Below are 21,187 nucleotides of genomic sequence, written 5' to 3'. Positions count from 1 at the left end.
CTATGTTGAATGCTTTTTATTTTTATCATCATTTAGTGATGTACTAGAGTGTATTAATATACGTTCTAATACTTTTTCTGTAAACGGCATAAAGTAATTAAGTATTATACCTCCGAAGCAAATAGTTAAGACCGTTCCAACACCAATTGGTCCGTTTAAAATCATTGCTAATATCAAAAATATAAGGTAAATGAAAGTTCTAGAAACAAATATATTTGTTCTAGTTAATTCTTTTATAATTAATGTTAATCGGTCAATTGGAATCGGCGCAAAGTTTGTTTGTAAATATATTGCAGTTCCTAATCCTATAATCACTAAGCCGATTCCAAAACAAATAACTTTGCTGTACCACATTTCAGGTGTTATCAAATTGTGCAATAAAAAAAGCCACATATCAATACCAATACCTGTTATAAATGCTGTTAACAGCCCTAACACTTCAAGTCTTTGTCTTTTTAATAATGAATTGCAGCATAGTAATAATAAAGCTATTATTATTTCCCAACTTCCCACTGTAAGCCCTACATTTAAAGATAATCCCACCAAAAGTGCATCAAAAGGTGAAGTTCCAAGATCTGATTGTATAGTGAAAAAAATCCCTAGAGTTAATATTAAAATCCCTAATACATAAAAAACATATTTCACCTTACTCTCCCCTTCCACAGTTATTTTTATTGCAAATACAACAAAAGTGATATATAGTAAATTTAACCTTATTTTGTTGCATTTGCAATAATATATATATAAAGGAGTTTATTATGAAGGAAATTCTTCGTGAAATTGGAATGATAGCAAGAGCATTAGATTCTATAAGTAATATAGAATTTAAAGAATATGAACTTACAAAAGGACAGTATTTATATCTTGTGCGAATATATGAAAACCCAGGGATAATTCAAGAAAAGTTATCTGAAATGATCAAAGTGGATCGAACAACAGCAGCTCGTGCTATCAAAAAACTTGAAATGAATGGATTTATTGAAAAGAAAGAAGATGAACATAACAAAAAAATTAAAAAACTCTTTCCAACAGAGAAAGGAAAAAACGTTTATCCCTTTATAAAGAGAGAAAATGATTATTCCAATATTGTTGCATTAGAGGGTTTTTCTGAAAAAGAAATAGAAAGCATTTCCAATCTTCTTCAGAGAGTAAGAAAAAATGTAGAAAAAGACTGGGAATTTGTAAAAAAGGGGAACAGAAGAAATTATTGATTATATAAAGGAGTGAAATATTTAAATGACTACCAATATAAAAAAATGTAACCTAGAAGATTTACGCATACTTCAAGAAATTAGTTATGAAACATTCAATGAGACATTTAAGCATCAGAATTCACTCGAAAATATGAATGCTTATTTAGAAAAAGCATTTAACTTAAAACAATTAGAACAAGAATTATCCAATATTTATTCACAATTCTTTTTTATTTATTTTAATAATGAAGTCGCTGGATATCTAAAGGTCAATATCAATGACGCTCAGTCTGAAGAAATGGATGATGAATCACTTGAAATTGAGAGAATTTATATAAAGAACAAATTTCAAAAACATGGGCTTGGTAAATATCTGTTAAATAAAGCTATGGAAATTGCGTTGGAATGTGATAAAAAGAAAATCTGGTTAGGTGTATGGGAAAAGAATGAAAATGCGATTGCTTTTTATAAGAAAATGGGGTTTGTTCAAACTGGAGCCCACTCTTTTTACATGGGTGATGATGAACAAATTGATTTTATTATGACAAAAAACTTCATATAACATTTTTGAAAGGTGGATTATGATGTATATTCCAAAATATTTTAAGGTCACAAATATAGATGAGATTTTGGATTTTGTTCAAAAAAACTCTTTCGGCACAATTGTCACAACAAAACAAACGAAGCCAATTGCCACTCATTTGCCTTTGGGTTTAAATAAAAAAGATGATGATTATTATATTACTGGACATATGGCTTATGGAAACCCTCAGTGGAAAACATTTGAAACTTGTGAAAATGTTCTTGTTATGTTTCAGGGGCCACACGCTTACATTTCTTCTTCTTGGTATGGGCATGAAGAAGTTCCCACATGGAATTATCAAGCCGTCCATGTATATGGAAAAGCCAGCATTTTAGAGAAAGATGAATTAATAGCAGAATTAACAATAATGCTGGAAAAATATGAAGAAGGTCGAGAGAAACCAGTTTTATGGGATAAACTTTCTCCCGATCTCTTAGAAAGAGAAATGAAAGGTATAGTTGGATTTAAGATTAAGGTAGAAGAGATTCAGGCTGCATATAAATTAAGTCAGAACCGAAATGAAACAGATTATATAAATATCATTGATAAATTAGAAAATGAAGGAAATCCAAATTCGAAACAAGTGGCAGAACAAATGGAAAAAAAATTAAATAATCATATATAGTTCCCTTTCTATTCAATAAAACTGTCCACTAAACATAAAGAAAATCAGGTAATATATATTATTATCACGAATACTTGTCGCTAATTTGAACAGTTTCCATATTAAAATCGTGTCCAACTCAATACATTAAAAAAACTCAATGATTCACTGTGGTTTTACGGTGGACATATTTCAAGATGTGATAAGAGAAGGTTTCATCATGCAGAAACTTGAAGGTGATGGACTTGCTTTCATGCATGCAGGCGGAACTGTATATAAGCGTGAACTAAAACATGGCGAAAAACTTCGCATCGATACAGGTTGTCTCGTTGCCATGACAAAAGACATTAACTACGATGTCGAGTTCGTTGGAAAAGTAAAAACAGCTCTATTTGGCGGCGAAGGTTTATTCTTCGCAACGTTAGAAGGCCCTGGAACAGTTTGGATCCAGTCCTTAACACTTAGCCGCTTAGCAGCACGCCTGACAAGCCCAGCAGCGCAAAGCACTGGTGAAGGCAGCGTTTTAGGTGGGCTTGGTCGTTTATTAGATGGAAAAGAGTAAAAAGGGCCCTTATAGGGCTCTTTTTATTTAGGTGGACTATATAAAGTGAAACTTTAATCAGTGGGGGTTTTCTTCATCCCCCACTGATTATTAGTTGAACCAATCGGGCTTTTATGGGCAGTTGATCCCCCACCTAACTTCTTTGCTTTCGCTGAATTTTGAGGTGGGGGTCTTACTGCCCATTAAAGCGGGATAAACCATTTCGAATCATATAATACTCCATCGCTTCATTAAGCCACGCCTGTTCCCCTTGAAAACTCACCAATTGAATAGCCTTCTCTTTTGCTCATCTTACACTCCTCCTAACAGTATGTTTACAAAAATCATACTCCCTCACGTAACTGTAGGTTCAAGCTTTTTTTCTAAAAGAATGAATCAAGTCCCTCACTGCATATATTGAACTATACCTTTTCTTAAGGAGGCTCCCTTAATGCGTACTCCTTTATCCTTTGATAAAGATACCGCCATACTGTTAGCTTCTTGTTGTGAGTTAACATATGAACAATATAAACAAAATGGGATTTTTGAAATACCAGATGGTTTTCAATATGTACAAGGCTTTCAAGGAAAAACCATTCAAACGACAGAATGGTTCGGATTCATACTAGAATCTGAGGATACCGTTATTGTAGCTTTTCGCGGGACACAAACAGATACAGACTGGATTATCGATTCACTCGTTAACCAAAAACCATATCCATATGCTTTAAATAGCGGAAATGTCCATAACGGCTTTCTTTCCATTTATGAATCTTGCCGAGATTCTATTATGGATATGCTCGTATCGTTACCAGCCCATAAGAAACTTCTTGCAACCGGTCATAGCTTAGGCGGCGCACTCGCTACACTACATATACTCGATGCGCGTATAAACACTGCCTTCGCACAGTACGGTCTGTATACATTTGCCTCCCCAAAAGTGGGAGATATTGCATTTCGTAATTATTATAAACTACAAGTAGCTAGTAGCTTTCGTTTCGTCAACTTATTTGATGTCGTTCCACTTCTTCCTCCTCGAAACATAAATTTTAATGACCAAGACTGGGAATATGCACACGTTCATCACAACATGACTTTTACAAAAAACACAAAATCTATTACAAATAATCATGCCATGACAACATACAAAACATGTCTGACTTCTCATTTTTAACCAGTAAACAATTGGAAATTAAATATCCTTATACTATAATAATATATGAAGTTACTTTTGGATGAGGGGACCTTACATGCTAAAATTTATCTTTGCACTTTTTCTCATTGTAATTTTTACGTTTACAGGTTTCTTTACATTTTCATACTTTGCGACAGGAGAATATGGTGGAACGGGTGTAATATATACTGCGATCCCATTTCTTTCTTAAGCAAAAAAGAAAACCGAGCTTAATAAGTTTAAGCTCGGTTTATTTATTAGTGTCAATTTTTGTCGGTAAATCGATATATCTTAAAAATCGCTGATATAAATTTCATATAATCTTTTCCAACGTAGCAATCTCTTTAAATTTGCGTAACTGTATTACCAATACCCCAAATCTCATTACTATACTGTAAAATCGTTCGATCGCTCGCAAAATGACCAGATTGTGCAATATTTAAAATCGACATTTCGAGCCACTTCGTTCGGTTCTCATAAGCTCTACCAACAGCTTCTTGCTTTTCCGCATATGGGCCAAAATCTCGCAGAACGAAATATTCATCATTTTGAATAACGAGAGAATCGTAAATTGCTTCAAATTCAGCTCCCGACTGTGCAAAGAAACCATTCGTTAACTGGTCTACTACCTTCTTAATGTGCCCATTGTGGTGATAATAATCACTTGCACGATATCCACCATTTTGATAGTAATGAAGAACCTCTTCGGCCGTTAAACCGAAAATGAAACAGTTATCATCACCGACTCTATCTTTTATTTCAATATTCGCTCCGTCTAACGTGCCGAGCGTAATCGCACCATTCATCATAAATTTCATATTGCCTGTTCCGGATGCTTCTTTACTCGCTGTTGAAATTTGTTCACTTACATCAGCCGCTGGGAATATATCTTCCGCTACAGACACTCGATAGTTTTCTAGAAAGATAACTTTCATATATTGGCTTACGTACGGATCGTTATTCACTTTCCTTGCAAGTTCATTTATTAATTTAATAATTTTTTTCGCATAGTAATAGCCAGGTGATGCTTTCGCTCCAAAAATAAAAGTACGCGGATAAAATGTAAAACTAGCATCCTCTTTCAAACGGTTATACAAATATAAAATATGAAGAACATTTAATAATTGTCGCTTGTAAGCATGTAGCCTTTTTACTTGCACATCAAAAATAGAATTAGGATCAATTGTAATCCCCATTGTATTATGAATGCGCGCTGCTAAAATCTCTTTGCGCTCTTGTTTGACCTCTGCAAATTTCTCTTGGAAACTCGCATCGTATTGAACTAATTGTAGCTCTTGAAGCTTAATCGGTTCTTTCTTCCACTCTGTTCCAATCGCCTCTGAAATAAGATTCGTTAGCTGTGGATTCGCCTTCATTAACCAGCGTCTATGAGCGATTCCATTCGTTTTATTATTAAACTTATCTGGATAAAACTCATAAAACAATCGCATTTCACGCTGCTTTAAAATTTCTGTATGAATTTTTGCTACACCATTTACGCTATGACTACCGACAATTGCTAAATGAGCCATTTTCACAAGATCATGCGCAATAATCGCCATCTCTTCAATACGATGCCATTCATACGGATAACGCTCCCAAAGTTCATGACAGAAACGTTCATTAATCTCTTCAATAATCATATAAATTCTCGGTAGTAACGGTTTAAAAATGTGAATTGGCCACTTCTCAAGCGCTTCTGATAACGTCGTATGATTCGTATAAGAAATCGTTTGCGTCGTTATGTGCCAAGCTTCTTCCCATGCTAGTTTTTCTTCATCTAATAAAATACGCATCAGTTCTGGAATCGCCAAAACTGGATGTGTATCATTAATATGAATCGCAATTTTCTCATGTAATTGACGAAGGTCACCATATCTTTCTCTATGCATACGAACGATATTTTGCAAGCTTGCTGATACGAGAAAATACTGTTGTTTCAAACGAAGTATTTTCCCCTCATCATGCGTATCATCTGGATATAAAAACTCCGATACCGCCTCTGTTTCACGCTTATATTTCAAAATATCTTTGCAATTTTGCGGGAAAGGAACTGGTTCCGCATTCCAAAGTCTAAGTGTATTTACAGTACTCGTCTCATAACCTACTACCGGAACGTCATATGGTACGGCCATAATTACTTCTGCATTTGTATGCCTGAATTCTAAACGCCCATCAATGTAGAGCGGTTCAACATTGCCGAAATAACTTACTTCTACAGCTTGATCATGCCTTCTTACTTCCCATACATTTTCATGAAGAAGCCACTGTTCTGGAAATTCAACTTGATAACCATCAACAATTTTTTGATCAAATAAGCCGTGTTTGTAACGAATTCCGCACCCATGACCTGGTAAGTTTAAAGATGCAAGTGAATCAAGGAAACAGGCTGCTAATCGTCCAAGTCCACCATTTCCAAGACCTGCATCTGCTTCCACCTCTTCTAATTGTTGCAACGAAATTCCAAGCTCAGAAAGCCCTTGCTCACATACATCCTTGATGCCTAAATTTAATATGTTACTTCCAAGCAAACGCCCAAGTAAAAACTCAATGGATAAGTAATACATTTGCTTTCGCTCTCCAGACCGATAACTTTCATTCGTTGCAATCCATTGACTATTCATATACTCACGCACCATGTACCCAAGCGTATTGTATTGATCACGAGTTGTAGATTCTTTGAAACTTTTACCATACATCGTCTCTAACTTTTCTAGAAAAGCTGATTTGAAACTTTCAACATGAGTAAACATTTCTTCACCACCTACATGTTATTCCATGAGACTTTTATACAATTTCTTATAAGCAAGGGCTGATTTTTCCCAGCTATAATCTTCAGTCATTGCTTGTTTTACAAGCTGCTCCCATACCGGTTTATCATGATAAAATTCAATTGCACGCCGAACCGTGTGCAACATGTCATGTGCATTAAAGTTCGTGAAACTGAAACCATTTCCTTCTCCAGTCTCTTCGTCATAAGATTGTACCGTATCATTTAATCCGCCTGTTTCCCTTACAATTGGAATCGTACCGTACGCTAATGCGATAAGTTGTCCAAGTCCACACGGTTCAAATAGTGATGGCATTAAGAATAAATCACTTCCCGCATATACTTGGTGGGCTAATTCTTCATTAAAGCCAATATACACTTTTACCTTCTCAGGATACTCATATGCCATCCACTCAAAGAATTTCTCATATTCCGAATCACCTGATCCTAAAATAATACATTGTACATCTTCTTCCATTATTTCACGGAATACAGTACGCACTAAATCAAGACCTTTTTGCTTCGTTAATCTCGTTACCATTGAAATAATCGGCGTATCTTCTTTTTCTGGCAAACCAAAATAACGCTGCAACGCGCGTTTATTTTTACTCTTTTCATATAATGAATCTGCATCGTACTGAGCAGTAATATACGAATCCGTTTCTGGATTGTACACGCTCGTATCAATTCCATTTACAATGCCGCTAAGCTTACCATTATATTTTCGCAGTAATCCATCTAACTTCTCACCGAAAAACTCATATTGGATTTCCTCTTTGTATGTCGGGCTAACCGCTGTAATTTGATCAGAAGCGATAATGCCACCCTTCATAAAGTTCACATTCCCATAAAATTCTAACTGCTCACTATGAAAATATTCATCACCAAGTTCTAGCAAGTCGTACATCACTTCAGGAGGAAATACACCTTGGAACTGCAAGTTATGAATCGTATATACCGTTTTAATATGCTCATATAATGGGTTATCTTGATACTTTTCACGTAGTAAGAAATTTACCATAGCTGTATGCCAATCATGGCTATGAAGAACATCCACTTCGAAATCAAGATGAGGAATACACTCTAAAACTGCTTTCGAAAAATAAGAAAAACGCTCTCCGTCATCATAATGACCATACAGAGAATCCCTCTTAAAATAATATTCATTATCTATTAAGTAATACGTAATCCCGTCTTGCTCACCTTTTAAAATTCCGCAATATTGATTTCTCCACCCAAGCGGGACGTTAATTACTTTATGTAGCGTACATCCATCCCTTAATTTTTGCGGAATAAGACTATAATTCGGGAGTATAATACGAACTTCCACACCTAATTTTTTTAGCTCTTTTGGGAGCGCACCTGCTACATCAGCTAATCCTCCCGATTTAACAAATGGTACACATTCTGATACTGCAAATAAAATATTCACTTGTTGTCCCACTGCACGAAAAGCTTATACTACTTCCCTTGCAGCTTCCTCCCTTCGAGTTTTCATTTAAATTAAAACTTTAATCAGTGGAGGAAAAACCCCCACTGATTCCTTAAGAATAACTATTAATCGTACTGTTTTGCACGCTTCCTTTTTCTACAACGTATGGCTCATCGGCGTTTCCTTTTAGTACAACACCGTCACCAATTTTCACATCTTTATCAATAATAACACCGTCTATTATACAGTTATCTCCAATTTGGCTCTTTTGCATAATAATGCTATTACGAACAATTGAACCTTTCCCAATTTTAACAGAACGGGAGACAACACTATTTTCTACTTCACCTTCGATAATACTACCATTTGCAATCATTGTATTTTTCACGACTGCACCCTTTACATAACGAGTTGGCGGCTCATCTTTTACTTTCGTAAAGATTGGTGCTTCTTTCTTAAATAGTTGCTTCCAAATAGCAGGTTGCAAAATTTCTAAGCTATGTTTATAGTAGCTTTCAATTGAATCAATAATAGCTACATATCCTGTATGCTCATACGTAGCAATATGTAGTGATTTTCCGCGCTTTTCTCTCACTACATCGAATAAGCTATATTGCTCCAAATCTTTATATGACTCAAATAAATCTAACAATAATTGTTTCTTTAACACGTACGTTTGAAGCGAAACCCCTTCATGGCAAACTTCCGTAATATCAGCTGCCGTATGTATATGTCGCTCTAACACCGCTTGAAAATGTAATGCTGTTACGAGATGGCTATTCGTAATAACGACGTATTCTTCTCTAGCTCTTAGAAAATAATCAATATGTCTTCTAAAATGCGCAAAAGATCCAAATTCATCTTGATCACATTGGCAATTTGGCGGGAATAAAAACAGTCCGTCTCTTTTTCTATCTAAATCCCACTGTTTTCCTGAACCAACGTGGTCCATTAGCGAACGGTTTTTATGGCTAGTAAAAACTGCCACACTATGAATATTAGAATTCACCATATTTGAAAGCATGAAATCAATGAGTCGATAACGGCCCCCAAACGGTAACGCCGCTAGTGAACGATGCCCTGTTACTTTCTTTAAGGAAGGAAAACTTCCCGTTGCATTAATAATTCCTAACATTTTTTCTCCCATTCATTTCATCCCCCTTTTCTATTTCCCTTCAGCAATGAGTACTACATCGTCAACATTTTTTTCTGGACGAATAATTGTTCCATCTTCAATAACCATTTCTGATCCAACGATCGCTCTTTCAATCACAACATTTTTACCAATCTTCGCTCCCGGCATAACGACAGAATCAATAACCATACTACCTTCTTCCACCGTCACTCCTTGGAATAGTACAGAATGCTTCACGTCCCCTTCAATGACGCATCCTTCGTTAATAAGTGATTCTTCTACTTTTGCCTTTTCAGCGATATATTGAGGTGGTTCGTTTGGATTAACAGAATAAATACGCCAATTACGATCATTTAAATTCAGTGATGTTTCATCGCGAAGTAAATCCATATTCGCTTCCCATAAGCTCTTCACCGTTCCAACATCTTTCCAATACCCTTCAAACGGATACGCCATTAACTTCTTCCCTTCATCTAATAAAAGCGGAAGTACATCTTTTCCGAAATCATTACTAGATTCAGGGTTTCTTGCATCCATTTCTAAATACTCTTTCAAAATTGCCCAGTTAAAAATGTAAATTCCCATTGATGCAAGATTACTTCTTGGAAATTGCGGTTTCTCTTCAAATTCAACAATCTCCATCTCTTCGTTCGTATTCATAATACCGAAACGACTCGCCTCATCCCAAGGCACTTCAATAACAGAAATGGAAACGTCCGCTTCTTTCTCAATATGGTAATCTAGCATTTTACTGTAATCCATTTTATAAATATGGTCGCCTGATAAAATGAGAACATACTCTGGTTCATATTGACTTAAATAGTTTAAGTTTTGATAAATGGCACTTGCCGTACCTGTGTACCACTTCACACCTGAAGACTCTGCATAAGGAGGTAATACTGTGACTCCACCGCTTACTCGGTCTAAATCCCACGCATTGCCGATTCCGATATAATTATGAAGTTCGAGCGGTTGATATTGCGTTAAAATCCCAACCGTTTCAATACCAGAATTTGCGCAGTTACTTAGCGTAAAATCAATAATGCGATATTTACCACCAAATGGAACAGCTGGCTTGGCTAAATTTTTTGTTAATGCACTTAATCGACTACCTTTTCCCCCTGCTAGTAACATTGCTACGCACTTTTGTTTTTGAGCCATCTTGTTTTTTGCTCCCCTTTCTCGTCTTCACTGGTCGTAATATGGATACGCCAAATGGTGGAATTGTAATTTCTACATGTGCTGCTTGATTATGAAACGGCTCTTGAATCGCCTTCAGACGCTTCTTATTTACTTGCCCTGATCCGCCATATTGCTCAGCATCACTGTTTAAAACCTCGTTATAATACTCGAAATCTGGTACACCTACTTTATAGTTTTCATATGTAGCTTTCGTAAAATTACATACGACAACTAACGCATCTTCTTGTTTATCCCCTTGGCGGATAAAAGAGAAAATACTTTGCTCATTATTATTAGCATCAATCCACTGAAATCCTTCAGGCGAATGATCAAGCTGCCAAAGTGGTTTGGAGCGCTTATACAATGCTATGAGCTCTTTAAAGTAATCATGCATATAACGATGCATTTCAAAATCATGCAAATTCCAATCTAAATCTTCAAGGTCTTTCCACTCATCAAACTGCCCGAATTCTCCTCCCATGAAAAGTAATTTCTTTCCTGGGTGAGTAAAGAAATATCCATATAATAAACGAAGTTGAGCAAACTTATCCCAGTAGTCTCCTGGCATTTTATTTAATAACGACTTTTTCCCATGAACGACTTCATCATGAGAAAGCGGTAATATGAAATTTTCAGAGTAAGCATATAGTAAAGAGAACGTCATTTTCTCATGAATATATTTTCTGTACTCTGGCGCACACTCCATATACTTCAGCACGTCATTCATCCAGCCCATATTCCATTTGTAATTGAATCCAAGCCCACCTTCATACGTTGGAGCTGTTACAAGTGGCCAAGCTGTTGAATCCTCTGCTGTCATAAGGAAATCTTCATCCTCTGCAAATACCGCTTCATTTAACTCCCGTAAAAATGAAACAGCGTGCTCATTACTTTGCTCTTGTCCTTCTTTATTCCAGTACAGCATGTTTGCAACTGCATCCACCCTGAAACCATCAATGTGGAAATATCTCATCCAAAATAACGCATTTGAAATTAAGAAATTACGTACTTCCCTCTTTCCTAAATCAAAGTTAACAGTTCCCCATACTGGATTTTCTTGCACATCTTTATCTTTATATTCATAAGTCGGTGTCCCATCAAACAAATATAAACCGTGAGCATCTTTACAAAAATGCCCCGGCACCCAATCTAAAATGACACCGATTCCATATTTATGACATTCATCGACAAAATACATCAAATCATGTGGCGTGCCGAATCTACTCGTTGCGGCATAATATCCCGTTCCTTGATATCCCCAAGAACGATCATACGGATGCTCAACAAGGGGCATAATTTCAATATGTGTAAATTGATGTTCCACCACATAAGGAATGAGTTCTTCTGCCATTTCCCTGTAAGAATACAGCGTTCCATCTTCTTTCTTTTTCCAAGAACCGAAATGCAATTCATAAACTGTCATCGCTTCTTTATAAACCGATTTTTTCTTTTTCTTACGACTCCAGTTTTTATCATTCCATTCGTATCCCTTTATATCAAAAACTACAGATGCCGTATTCGGTCTTACTTCTGCATATACAGCATACGGATCTGCCTTAAAAATGACATCACCAGCCGTCGTTTCAATCGCATATTTATATATTTCTTTTTCTTCAATATGCGGTATAAATAAGGACCAAATTCCCTCTTCTGTCACTTGTAGCATCTTATGTTGCTCATAATCCCATTCATTAAAATCTCCAACAACACTCATTGCTTTCGCATGAGGAGCCCATACTGTAAATCGTACACCTCGCATCTCATCTTCCGTCACAATATGTGCGCCAAAGATGTTATAACTGTCATAGTACTTTTCTGTATGAAACTCATCTCGTTTCACTTCTTCACAATTTATTACACTCAATATGCTCACCTCACTAAGATGACAGAATTTTTTATACTTTACCAATTATGCGAAAAACTGAAATATCCTTGTTAATTTATAAAAAACATACGTTTTTTTCTTAAAAATGTTGAATTTTTTTCACATTTCTATTTAAAATATCGAATTTTGACGAATATTCATTGAAAACGCTTCATTTTTTACTAGCTTTTCATCTTACTATTTATTTCTCAACATCTATTTTATTAGCTTTATCCCCTTTTTCATGCTATTTTCCACTTGAAATCGCAACAAAATAATCTACCATAAAAAAATGTTTCTCAACATTTTTTGTCACAATTTTATTGAAATGGAAAATTGATAAGCATATACTTGTTCTCAATAAAGAACAGCGACTTTTCGTAACTATAATTCATAGTGGACTACTATGTTTACTTATTTATCCTTGTTACGAACAGTCGCTATAAAAATTTAATTAGGGGGCTTTCTTATGTCATTAAAACAAAAGGTTGGAATGGGAGTTGTCACCGCAACGCTCGGCTTATCCCTTACATTCGGCGGTGTATTCGCCTACTTCAGTGATTCTGAAACATCTAGTAACTCATTTCAAGCTGGAACACTAGACCTTTCTATTAATCCCAGTGTAATCGTTGATGTGAAAGATTTAAAGCCAGGTGATTTTATTGAAAAGAATTTCACGCTTGAAAATAAAGGGTCATTGGATATTGCAAAAGTAGCACTTGAAACATCCTATGAAGTTACAGATGCAAAGAAAAATAATGATGGTGAAGATTTAGGCGATCACATCATCGTCAAATTTTTAGTGAATGATGGAAAACCATCTAATCCAAACGATGATCATGAAATTTTGTGGGAAACAAAACTATCACAATTAAAGACTATGAAACCTGAGGATGTGGCTACTTCTTTAGAACGTCATAACTTAATAGACGGTATTAAATCTGGTGAAACAGATTATTTACACGTGCTCTTCTCCTTTGAAGACAACGAACAAGATCAAAATAAATTCCAGGGTGATTCCTTACAGCTAAACTGGACATTCCATGCAGAGCAAACACCGGGCACAGAGAAATAATTTTTAAAATATAAATTATCGGAGGCTTATACATGAAAAAGAAAAATCGTTTTGTTACCGGAATTGTAACGGCTGGCGTTCTGTTTTCAACTGCCCTTCCGTTCAATGTACTTGCTGAAAATCCTATTAACCAAATTGACTCTTCAAACGCCCAGTCTTTACTATCAAAACTTTCTAAAGAACAACGTCAGGCATTACAAACGTTAGATGCCAACCCTGGTTTTACTATCTCGCCAGATATTAATACAAGTAGTTCCGAACCAGTAAATATCATTGTAGAATTTCAAACGGCTCCAGTAAAGATTAATGAATTAAAACAAAAAGAAAAAGGGTTACAAGCTGCTCCTGAAAATATAAAGGCACGTATTGATCAAGAACATGAGGAATTTCAAAAAGGACTAAAACGTCTTTATCAGTTCAGCCCATCAGTAAAGTCAGGGAATTTCCAGTCCGTACAAATTAAACGTTCTTATAAACATGCGATAAATGGGGTTGCGCTGACGTTACCTGCAAATACAGTGGAAGAATTGTTACGGATTGGCGTTGTAAAACGTATTTGGAAAGATTACGAAGTGAAATTAAATTTACCAAAACAAGCAAAGCAGAAAGCACCTCAAAAACTAACAGATAGCATTCCGCAAATTGGGGTCGATAAGTTACATAGCGAAGGCATTACCGGAAAAGGAATTAAAGTTGGTGTATTAGATACAGGTATTGATTACAATCATCCTGACCTAAAAGACGTATATAAAGGCTATCGCGCAAAACCTGGCGAAGACTCTAGCAAGGTAGATCCAAACTCAGTAAAAGGTTGGGACTTTATTAATAACGATGCAGATCCGATGGAAACAACTTATACAGAGTGGCAACAATCTGGTGCTCCTGAATTTGATGATCGTGGCTCTTCCTTCTACACCGCGCATGGTACTCACGTAGCAGGTATCGTTTCTGCGCAAAAGAAAAACACATCAGATTCCGCAGTAAAAGGTGTTGCACCTGACATTGAACTGTATAACTATCGTGTACTCGGTCCATACGGAAGTGGAGATAGTTCTGGTATTATTGCTGCAATCGATAAATCTATTTCTGACGGCATGAATGTTATTAACTTATCGTTAGGTGACGATAGCAACAATCCACTTGATCCTACGTCTATCGCTGTCAATAACGCGATGCTTTCCGGTGTTGTTACAGTCGTTGCTGCTGGAAACTCTGGTCCAAATCCAGCGACACTCGGATCACCAGGTGCTTCTCCATTTGCGATTACGGTTGGCGCAAGTGATAGCTCTATTTCCTTACCGAAACTATCAGGTCATGCTGGACAATTACAATTTCCTAACCTAATTTTATTCGGCAAAAACTTTACTGATAAAATAGAAGATTTCAAGGGACAAACTTTACCTATTGAATCTGTAGGAATTGGTACGCCTGACGAGTTTAGTAAAAAAGATGTAAAAGGAAAAATCGCTCTCGTTGCACGTGGTACACTGTCATTTGATGAAAAAATTGCGAATGCAAAACAAGCTGGTGCAAAAGCCGTTATTATTTATAACAATGTGGACGGAGAAATTCCTTTCTACGTTGGCGAAAGTACAAAATACATTCCCGCATTCCGCCTAACGAAAGAAGACGGTGAAAAACTAAAAGCTCAAATCGAACAAGGTAATACATCCTTTACCTTTGACGAACTTAGTTATATTCAAACAGAAGGCGATCATCTGGCAGACTTTAGCTCACGCGGTCCTGTTACATCAAATGATGATATTAAACCAGATATTACAGCGCCTGGGGTTGCTGTACTTTCAACAGTACCTGAATATATTAACGACCCACAAGAGGGCGAAAATTATGATGTTTCCTATGAGCGTATGCAAGGAACATCTATGGCTTCTCCTCATATCGCAGGCGTTGCTGCTCTTATTTTACAAGAACACCCAGAATACTCTCCATTCGATGTAAAGACGTCTCTTATGAACACAGCTGATGATTTAAAAGAAAAGTATTCCGTATATGAAGTTGGAGCTGGACGAGTAGATGCGTACAACGCCGTTCATACGGAAACTAGTTTTAAAGTGCTAGATACAACAAAAACAGTTGTAAATGATGAAGTAATTGAAGTACCTGAAGAAACTGGATCCATTGCATTCGGGAAGTTCTATCAAAAAGACGGTGAATCTCTTGAACAAAAACGAAATATAAAAGTACAAAATCATAATAAACAAGAGAAAAAAGAATTTAAAACAGAAATTTCTTATACACCAGCATCTTCTTCTATTAACGACGCTACCGCAAACGGTGTAAAAGTTTCTGTTCCAGAAACAATTACTCTTGATGCTAGCAAATCAGATGAAATTGAAGCAAAAATTAATGTTCCAGCCGGTGTAAAACAAGGCCGATATGAAGGATATATTCATATTACAAATACGAAAAATAAAGAAGAAACGTACCAAATTCCGTTCTCTATTCGTGTATCAGAACCTGGTATTGAAAATGCAATATTATCAAGAAAAGCAATTTCAACTGATACATCTAAATTCAATCCATACCGTGAATCGTATTTGCACGGGGCGTTCCAATTAAACAGCGAACTTGAAACGTTAGATCTTATCGTGAAAGATTCCAAAACAAATAAAGCTCTCGGTTTCCTTGGTACATTAAACACTAGTGGATTAAAAACTGATGTGTATTACTACTTAGATTCATTCTTTAACGGCAGGGTGTATCCTTTTACAAATGATCCTGCAAAACCAATTGGTGATGAGAAAATCGACTTACCAGAAGGTGATTACACAATTGAGTTTGTTGGCTACGATAAAGACGGTAAAGCACGTGTGAAAGGGGATTATGTCGTAATTGATAATACACCGCCAGAAGTGAAATTAACTGGATTACAGCCTGGTATTTATGAATTAAATGAAGAGAACTATACAGTAGAAGACGGTAAAAAAGCACTATGGATTAAAGGAAATGTGTATGATTCGAACGTTGACTACTTAAAAGGAAAAGGATTAAACATTACGCAAGAAGCAAACGGAGTGATGTACTATGATTATTCTCCATACTTGCATAAGTTTTTACCTATTAATGCAAATGGTGACTTTAAAGTTGGCATTACTCCTGAATCCTTTAAAACTGAAGGTCCAATGAATACAGGCGTATATATTTTCGATTATGCAACTGCAGGAGCTGACTATCCGAGCGGTGTAAATAACTATTGGTTTATCCCGCAAGGAGCTCAATATGCGAAAACTAGTTATGATAAAAAAGAAGTATATAAAGGTGATGAATTCACTGTGACGCTAAACGCCAAACATGTGAAACAATTTGTTGCTGGGGAATTTAACGTAAAATTCCTAGAAAAGAACTTCAAATTTGCAAATGCGAAATTAAATCCTGCTTTTGAAAAGCTACTTTCCGAAAAAGGGGTGACCGCAAAAGTAAATGAACCGAAACTAGAAGAAGGTTCTGTTACAGTTGGCGGAGCTATCGATGACAAAAACTTCGCTGGATTAGATGGTGATTTCCCGTTCATTGATGTAACATTCAAAGTAGAAAATGATGAGTTTTATGAAGCAAATGCTCAATTAGATTTATCAGTGTTCGCTTACTGGAAACAAGGTGAATCAGAGCCAAATAGAATGCGTGTCCTTCAAGATCAAACATTCTCAGTTATGTCTTTAAACTCACTAGTCGAAGGAAGTATTAAACCTGGTGCTTTCTTAAATGAACGCGGATATTTAGATGAAAAATTCGATTATACAAAGCTTGGCGTAAAAGTATATGCAACAGATTCTTACCGTCATAAGTTTGAAGGCTCACTTGATAAATACGGATCCTTCAAACTAAATGGACTTCCTGTTAATAAACGCGACTATAACTTATATGTAGAAGTACCAGGGCATTTAACAAGCCGACTAACAACGAAACTTGGTACTGAAAAAGACGGTAAGCTACTTGGCCAATATTATTATGCACGCTTTGATGAAAACCTTGCAGGTGATGTAAATGGCGATAAAGTAATTGATATAAAAGATGCTGAAATTATCGCTAACAACTACGGTAAAAAAGGACTATCTGTGAAAGACGGCGACCTTAACAAAGATGGTATTGTCGACGAAAAAGATATTCGCTTCGTTGAAAAGAACTTCTTGAAAAAAGGTCCAGATGCATCCAAATCACAAACACCTGTAGAAAAATCAAAAAGCGGTACACTGGCAGATATTTTAAAGAAATTAGGATTGACGCCTAAAAAATGATAATAATAAAGAGCACTCTACGCAAAGTAGAGTGCTCTTTTCTATAAACGACCCTGATCCAGCAAAAGGGGTATATTGGGGATATACAAGGGAAACCGGAAAAGGAATTTATATTAAATTATATATAAATCCAGAAGTAAGAAGTAGTTCCCCACTTCTGGATTATTTAGCAATTATTATAGTACTGGTGCCATTGTTTCTTTTAATACTTTTACAGAATGAGCGAATTTCGCTTTTTCATCCTCATTTAACTCAAGCTCTACGATTTCACGTACACCTTCACGGTTAATTACAGCTGGAACACCTACGTAAGCATCTTTCTCACCGTATTGACCTTCAAGGTATGCAGATACAGTTAATACGCTGTTCTCGTTGTTTAAGATTGCTTTAGTTACACGAAGTAGTGACATACCGATTCCGTAGTAAGTTGCACCTTTACGCTCGATAATATGGTAAGCTGCATCACGTACGTTTTCGAAGATTTTATCTAAGTCTTCTTGTTTGTACTGTTCGTTGTTAGCTAAAATTGTTTCTAGTTTTTGTACACCGATAGTAGCGTGACTCCATACTGGAAGTTCAGTGTCACCGTGTTCACCAACGATGTAAGCATGAACGTTACGTGGATCTACATCTAAGTAGTCACCTAACATGTAACGGAAACGAGCAGAGTCTAAAGTAGTACCAGAACCAATTACGCGCTCTTTTGGTAGACCAGATTCTTTCCAAGTTACGTAAGTTAAAATATCAACTGGGTTAGTTGCGATTAAGAAGATTCCATCGAATCCGCTATCCATAATACCGCGAACGATTTGTTTAAAGATCTTTGTATTTTTCTCAACTAAGTCTAAACGAGTTTCACCTGGCTTTTGTGGTAATCCAGCAGTGATAACTACTAAATCTGCATCTTTACAATCTGCATAGCTACCGCTCCAAACTTTTGTTGGTGATGGAGAGAATGGTACCGCATGGCTTAAGTCCATTGCTTCCCCTTCTGCTTTTGCTTCATTAACATCTACTAATACGAATTCTTCAGCTACACCTTGGTTGATCATTGAGTAAGCGTAACTACAACCTACAGCTCCTGTTCCTACTAATACTACACGATTGATACCTTTTTTCATGGTAATTTCCCCTCTCTATTGTTCACATATATTTTTTTATGATTGTTTAAGTAATTAATTAAAATACTAATTTAATGTTGTTTAACTTCTTTACACTCATATTGTAGCACGTATTATTGTGAATTACTTCACAAATTATGGCCTATTTGTGAACTTTTTCACATAGAGTGTAAAGTTATTGGAATAGGTGTGGAATCCATTTCAATGGAGGCGTTTTCTTTAGATTGTGAAAGGGATTTTCTTATGTTTTTGTCGGTAAGTGAAATTATATCGGCGATTTTTAGAATATATTGACTATAACTCCAAATATATCAGCGATTTTTGAAATTTATCGACCGTAACTCAAATTATATCGGCGATTTTTGCAATATATCGACTTACCGACAAAACTCGACAATAATGACAGCATAAAAAAACTGCCTCCAGTAGATCACCTACTGAGAGACAGTTTCTTCTATATATTATTTATTTTCCGCCGTAGCGCCTAATACAGCATCCTTTGTTTGAACAACCCATATTTCAATTTTTATTATTCAACGGTATCTAATAACTCTACAACTAATTCCTTAGGATCTTCCCAGCTATGAGATTTACCCGTTTATCCAAGTGCAGGAGGCTTTAGCATAAGGCCGAGATAAAAATTCAATTTGAGTATGATTTGTTAAGTGAACATTCCTTCATACTCATACAGGTCAAGGTAAACAACATGATTATACTTACAGCTCTCTGTATTCCCAACTGTAACAGCGAATACTTCATCTTTCTTTTAATTCATAAAAAAAAGCAGACTATCCAAAGGCTACTTTTACACAACAAAAAAAGAGATAGCAGATTATGCTATCTCTTTTAGTATGACCCGTACGGGATTCGAACCCGTGTTACCGCCGTGAAAGGGCGGTGTCTTAACCACTTGACCAACGGGCCAATTACTGGCAGAGAAGAAGGGATTCGAACCCTCGCACCGCGTTCGCGATCTACTCCCTTAGCAGGGGAGCCCCTTGAGCCACTTGGGTACTTCTCTGTATGGCTCCGCAGGTAGGACTCGAACCTACGACCGATCGGTTAACAGCCGATAGCTCTACCACTGAGCTACTGCGGAATAATATATGGTGGGCCTAAATGGACTCGAACCATCGACCTCACGCTTATCAGGCGTGCGCTCTAACCAGCTGAGCTATAGGCCCATAATTGAAAAGCGGGTGAAGAGAATCGAACTCTCGACCAGAGCTTGGAAGGCTCTTGTTTTACCACTAAACTACACCCGCATTAAATTGTAAATGGTGAGCCATGAAGGACTCGAACCTTCGACCCTCTGATTAAAAGTCAGATGCTCTACCAACTGAGCTAATGGCTCATTTTGAAAGTGGTGCCGGCTAGAGGACTTGAACCCCCAACCTACTGATTACAAGTCAGTTGCTCTACCAATTGAGCTAAGCCGGCTTGCGACTTCAAAATGGTGGCTCGGGACGGAATCGAACCGCCGACACGAGGATTTTCAGTCCTCTGCTCTACCGACTGAGCTACCGAGCCTTATTAAAATGGCGGTCCCGACCGGGGTCGAACCGGCGATCTCCTGCGTGACAGGCAGGCATGTTAACCACTACACCACGGGACCTTGGTTGCGGGGACAGGATTTGAACCTGCGACCTTCGGGTTATGAGCCCGACGAGCTACCAGACTGCTCCACCCCGCGACGATAAAATATTTACTTTAGAAAAAATGGAGGAGGTAGAGGGATTCGAACCCCCGCGCGACTCTCGCCGCCTGTCGGTTTTCAAGACCGATCCCTTCAGCCGAACTTGGGTATACCTCCGAGATATAAACTTCTAATGGTGGACCTTGTAGGACTCGAACCTACGACCGGACGGTTATGAGCCGTCTGCTCTAACCAGCTGAGCTAAAGGTCCTTTATGGTAGCGGCGGAGGGGATCGAACCCCCGACCTCACGGGTATGAACCGTACGCTCTAGCCAGCTGAGCTACACCGCCATAAATGATATTAAGATAAGTGGAGCCTAGCGGGATCGAACCGCTGACCTCCTGCGTGCAAGGCAGGCGCTCTCCCAGCTGAGCTAAGGCCCCATGTTTTTGGGAATATCGGGAAGACAGGATTTGAACCTGCGACCCCCTGGTCCCAAACCAGGTGCTCTACCAAGCTGAGCCACTTCCCGTTATTAAAAGCGCGCCCGAGAGGAGTCGAACCCCTAACCTCTTGATCCGTAGTCAAACGCTCTATCCAATTGAGCTACGGGCGCATA

15 protein-coding genes, 16 tRNA genes and 1 pseudogene are annotated in these 21,187 nt (G+C 37.2%); 9 read left to right on the top strand and 23 right to left on the bottom strand.

Annotated features, from left to right (window positions below):
- Window positions 1-645 carry a YczE/YyaS/YitT family protein gene (locus PDQ68_RS10725; protein ID WP_270786681.1) on the bottom strand — a complete coding sequence of 215 codons (645 nt, stop codon included), beginning with the start codon at window positions 643-645 and terminating at the stop codon, window positions 1-3.
- A 113-nt stretch (window positions 646-758) separates the two neighbouring features.
- Here PDQ68_RS10725 and PDQ68_RS10720 point away from each other — a divergent pair, with 113 nt between their 5' ends.
- From PDQ68_RS10720 to PDQ68_RS10695, 6 genes are all read left to right on the top strand, one after another.
- Complete coding sequence (locus PDQ68_RS10720; protein ID WP_061182482.1) at window positions 759-1,211, top strand: MarR family winged helix-turn-helix transcriptional regulator; 453 nt, start codon at window positions 759-761, stop codon at window positions 1,209-1,211.
- 25 nt (window positions 1,212-1,236) lie between these two features.
- Window positions 1,237-1,755, top strand: coding sequence for a spermidine/spermine N(1)-acetyltransferase (paiA, locus tag PDQ68_RS10715; RefSeq protein WP_061182481.1), 519 nt, complete (start codon window positions 1,237-1,239; stop codon window positions 1,753-1,755).
- 22 nt (window positions 1,756-1,777) lie between these two features.
- Window positions 1,778-2,401 carry an FMN-binding negative transcriptional regulator gene (locus tag PDQ68_RS10710; protein ID WP_061182480.1) on the top strand — a complete coding sequence of 208 codons (624 nt, stop codon included), beginning with the start codon at window positions 1,778-1,780 and terminating at the stop codon, window positions 2,399-2,401.
- Between the two features lie 139 nt (window positions 2,402-2,540).
- Entirely contained in the window at window positions 2,541-2,942 is a 402-nt protein-coding gene (locus PDQ68_RS10705; protein WP_270786680.1) for an AIM24 family protein, read from the top strand.
- Between the two features lie 430 nt (window positions 2,943-3,372).
- A complete protein-coding gene (locus PDQ68_RS10700; RefSeq protein WP_001260123.1) occupies window positions 3,373-4,095 on the top strand; it encodes a lipase family protein in 723 nt (240 codons plus the stop codon).
- A gap of 76 nt (window positions 4,096-4,171) precedes the next feature.
- Window positions 4,172-4,306 (top strand): hypothetical protein, encoded by a 135-nt coding sequence (locus tag PDQ68_RS10695; RefSeq protein ID WP_000911074.1) that lies wholly within the window; start codon window positions 4,172-4,174, stop codon window positions 4,304-4,306.
- A 133-nt stretch (window positions 4,307-4,439) separates the two neighbouring features.
- Here the strand turns inward: PDQ68_RS10695 and glgP are convergent, their stop codons facing one another.
- From glgP to glgB, 5 genes are all read right to left on the bottom strand, one after another.
- On the bottom strand, window positions 4,440-6,848 hold the full coding sequence (gene glgP, locus PDQ68_RS10690; RefSeq protein ID WP_000494089.1) for a glycogen phosphorylase: 2,409 nt from the start codon (window positions 6,846-6,848) through the stop codon (window positions 4,440-4,442).
- 18 nt (window positions 6,849-6,866) lie between these two features.
- Window positions 6,867-8,297 carry a glycogen synthase GlgA gene (gene glgA / locus PDQ68_RS10685; protein ID WP_061182714.1) on the bottom strand — a complete coding sequence of 477 codons (1,431 nt, stop codon included), beginning with the start codon at window positions 8,295-8,297 and terminating at the stop codon, window positions 6,867-6,869.
- Window positions 8,298-8,409: 112 nt separating this feature from the next.
- Window positions 8,410-9,444 (bottom strand): glucose-1-phosphate adenylyltransferase subunit GlgD, encoded by a 1,035-nt coding sequence (gene glgD, locus PDQ68_RS10680; protein ID WP_061182712.1) that lies wholly within the window; start codon window positions 9,442-9,444, stop codon window positions 8,410-8,412.
- Between the two features lie 18 nt (window positions 9,445-9,462).
- Window positions 9,463-10,593, bottom strand: a complete 1,131-nt coding sequence (gene glgC, locus PDQ68_RS10675; RefSeq protein ID WP_000057613.1) for a glucose-1-phosphate adenylyltransferase — start codon at window positions 10,591-10,593, stop codon at window positions 9,463-9,465.
- Window positions 10,541-12,478: a 1,4-alpha-glucan branching protein GlgB gene (glgB, locus tag PDQ68_RS10670; protein WP_000111368.1), complete on the bottom strand. Its 1,938-nt coding sequence runs from the start codon at window positions 12,476-12,478 to the stop codon at window positions 10,541-10,543. The genes glgC and glgB overlap by 53 nt, the downstream gene beginning before the upstream one ends.
- Window positions 12,479-12,947: 469 nt before the next feature.
- Between glgB and PDQ68_RS10665 the strand changes: the two genes are divergently transcribed.
- Window positions 12,948-13,553 (top strand): CalY family protein, encoded by a 606-nt coding sequence (locus tag PDQ68_RS10665; protein WP_000053953.1) that lies wholly within the window; start codon window positions 12,948-12,950, stop codon window positions 13,551-13,553.
- Window positions 13,554-13,585: 32 nt separating this feature from the next.
- Window positions 13,586-17,809, top strand: a complete 4,224-nt coding sequence (locus PDQ68_RS10660) for a S8 family serine peptidase (RefSeq protein WP_061182713.1) — start codon at window positions 13,586-13,588, stop codon at window positions 17,807-17,809.
- 176 nt (window positions 17,810-17,985) lie between these two features.
- Here the strand turns inward: PDQ68_RS10660 and PDQ68_RS10655 are convergent, their stop codons facing one another.
- Window positions 17,986-18,930, bottom strand: coding sequence for an L-lactate dehydrogenase (locus tag PDQ68_RS10655; protein WP_000715338.1), 945 nt, complete (start codon window positions 18,928-18,930; stop codon window positions 17,986-17,988).
- A 596-nt stretch (window positions 18,931-19,526) separates the two neighbouring features.
- Between PDQ68_RS10655 and PDQ68_RS10650 the strand changes: the two are divergent.
- Window positions 19,527-19,682: pseudogene (locus tag PDQ68_RS10650) on the top strand (IS4 family transposase); the annotation flags it as partial.
- A gap of 100 nt (window positions 19,683-19,782) precedes the next feature.
- On the opposite strand, the gene PDQ68_RS10645 reads toward PDQ68_RS10650, so the two are convergent.
- The 16 genes from PDQ68_RS10645 to PDQ68_RS10570 all read right to left on the bottom strand — a co-directional run bounded on the left by PDQ68_RS10645 (window position 19,783) and on the right by PDQ68_RS10570 (window position 21,184).
- Window positions 19,783-19,854, bottom strand: a tRNA-Glu gene (locus PDQ68_RS10645).
- Between the two features lie 6 nt (window positions 19,855-19,860).
- Window positions 19,861-19,951: transfer RNA gene (locus PDQ68_RS10640), tRNA-Ser, on the bottom strand.
- A gap of 3 nt (window positions 19,952-19,954) precedes the next feature.
- A tRNA-Asn gene (locus PDQ68_RS10635) sits at window positions 19,955-20,029 on the bottom strand.
- An 8-nt stretch (window positions 20,030-20,037) separates the two neighbouring features.
- Window positions 20,038-20,114: transfer RNA gene (locus PDQ68_RS10630), tRNA-Ile, on the bottom strand.
- Between the two features lie 10 nt (window positions 20,115-20,124).
- Window positions 20,125-20,195 (bottom strand) — tRNA-Gly (locus PDQ68_RS10625).
- A 13-nt stretch (window positions 20,196-20,208) separates the two neighbouring features.
- Window positions 20,209-20,284 (bottom strand) — tRNA-Lys (locus PDQ68_RS10620).
- Between the two features lie 10 nt (window positions 20,285-20,294).
- Window positions 20,295-20,370 (bottom strand) — tRNA-Thr (locus PDQ68_RS10615).
- A gap of 14 nt (window positions 20,371-20,384) precedes the next feature.
- Window positions 20,385-20,460: transfer RNA gene (locus PDQ68_RS10610), tRNA-Phe, on the bottom strand.
- Window positions 20,461-20,469: 9 nt separating this feature from the next.
- Window positions 20,470-20,545, bottom strand: a tRNA-Asp gene (locus PDQ68_RS10605).
- Window position 20,546: 1 nt separating this feature from the next.
- Window positions 20,547-20,623: transfer RNA gene (locus PDQ68_RS10600), tRNA-Met, on the bottom strand.
- Window positions 20,624-20,650: 27 nt separating this feature from the next.
- Window positions 20,651-20,743, bottom strand: a tRNA-Ser gene (locus tag PDQ68_RS10595).
- A gap of 17 nt (window positions 20,744-20,760) precedes the next feature.
- A tRNA-Ile gene (locus PDQ68_RS10590) sits at window positions 20,761-20,837 on the bottom strand.
- A gap of 4 nt (window positions 20,838-20,841) precedes the next feature.
- A tRNA-Met gene (locus tag PDQ68_RS10585) sits at window positions 20,842-20,918 on the bottom strand.
- Window positions 20,919-20,938: 20 nt separating this feature from the next.
- A tRNA-Ala gene (locus PDQ68_RS10580) sits at window positions 20,939-21,011 on the bottom strand.
- 15 nt (window positions 21,012-21,026) lie between these two features.
- Window positions 21,027-21,100 (bottom strand) — tRNA-Pro (locus PDQ68_RS10575).
- A gap of 10 nt (window positions 21,101-21,110) precedes the next feature.
- Window positions 21,111-21,184, bottom strand: a tRNA-Arg gene (locus tag PDQ68_RS10570).
- Window positions 21,185-21,187 lie beyond the last annotated feature (3 nt).

Source organism: Bacillus cereus group sp. Bc010, assembly GCF_027716745.1.
Lineage (GTDB): Bacteria > Bacillota > Bacilli > Bacillales > Bacillaceae_G > Bacillus_A > Bacillus_A pacificus.
Note: the sequence above shows the minus strand (reverse complement) of the source record. Positions and strands in the feature narration are given on the sequence as shown.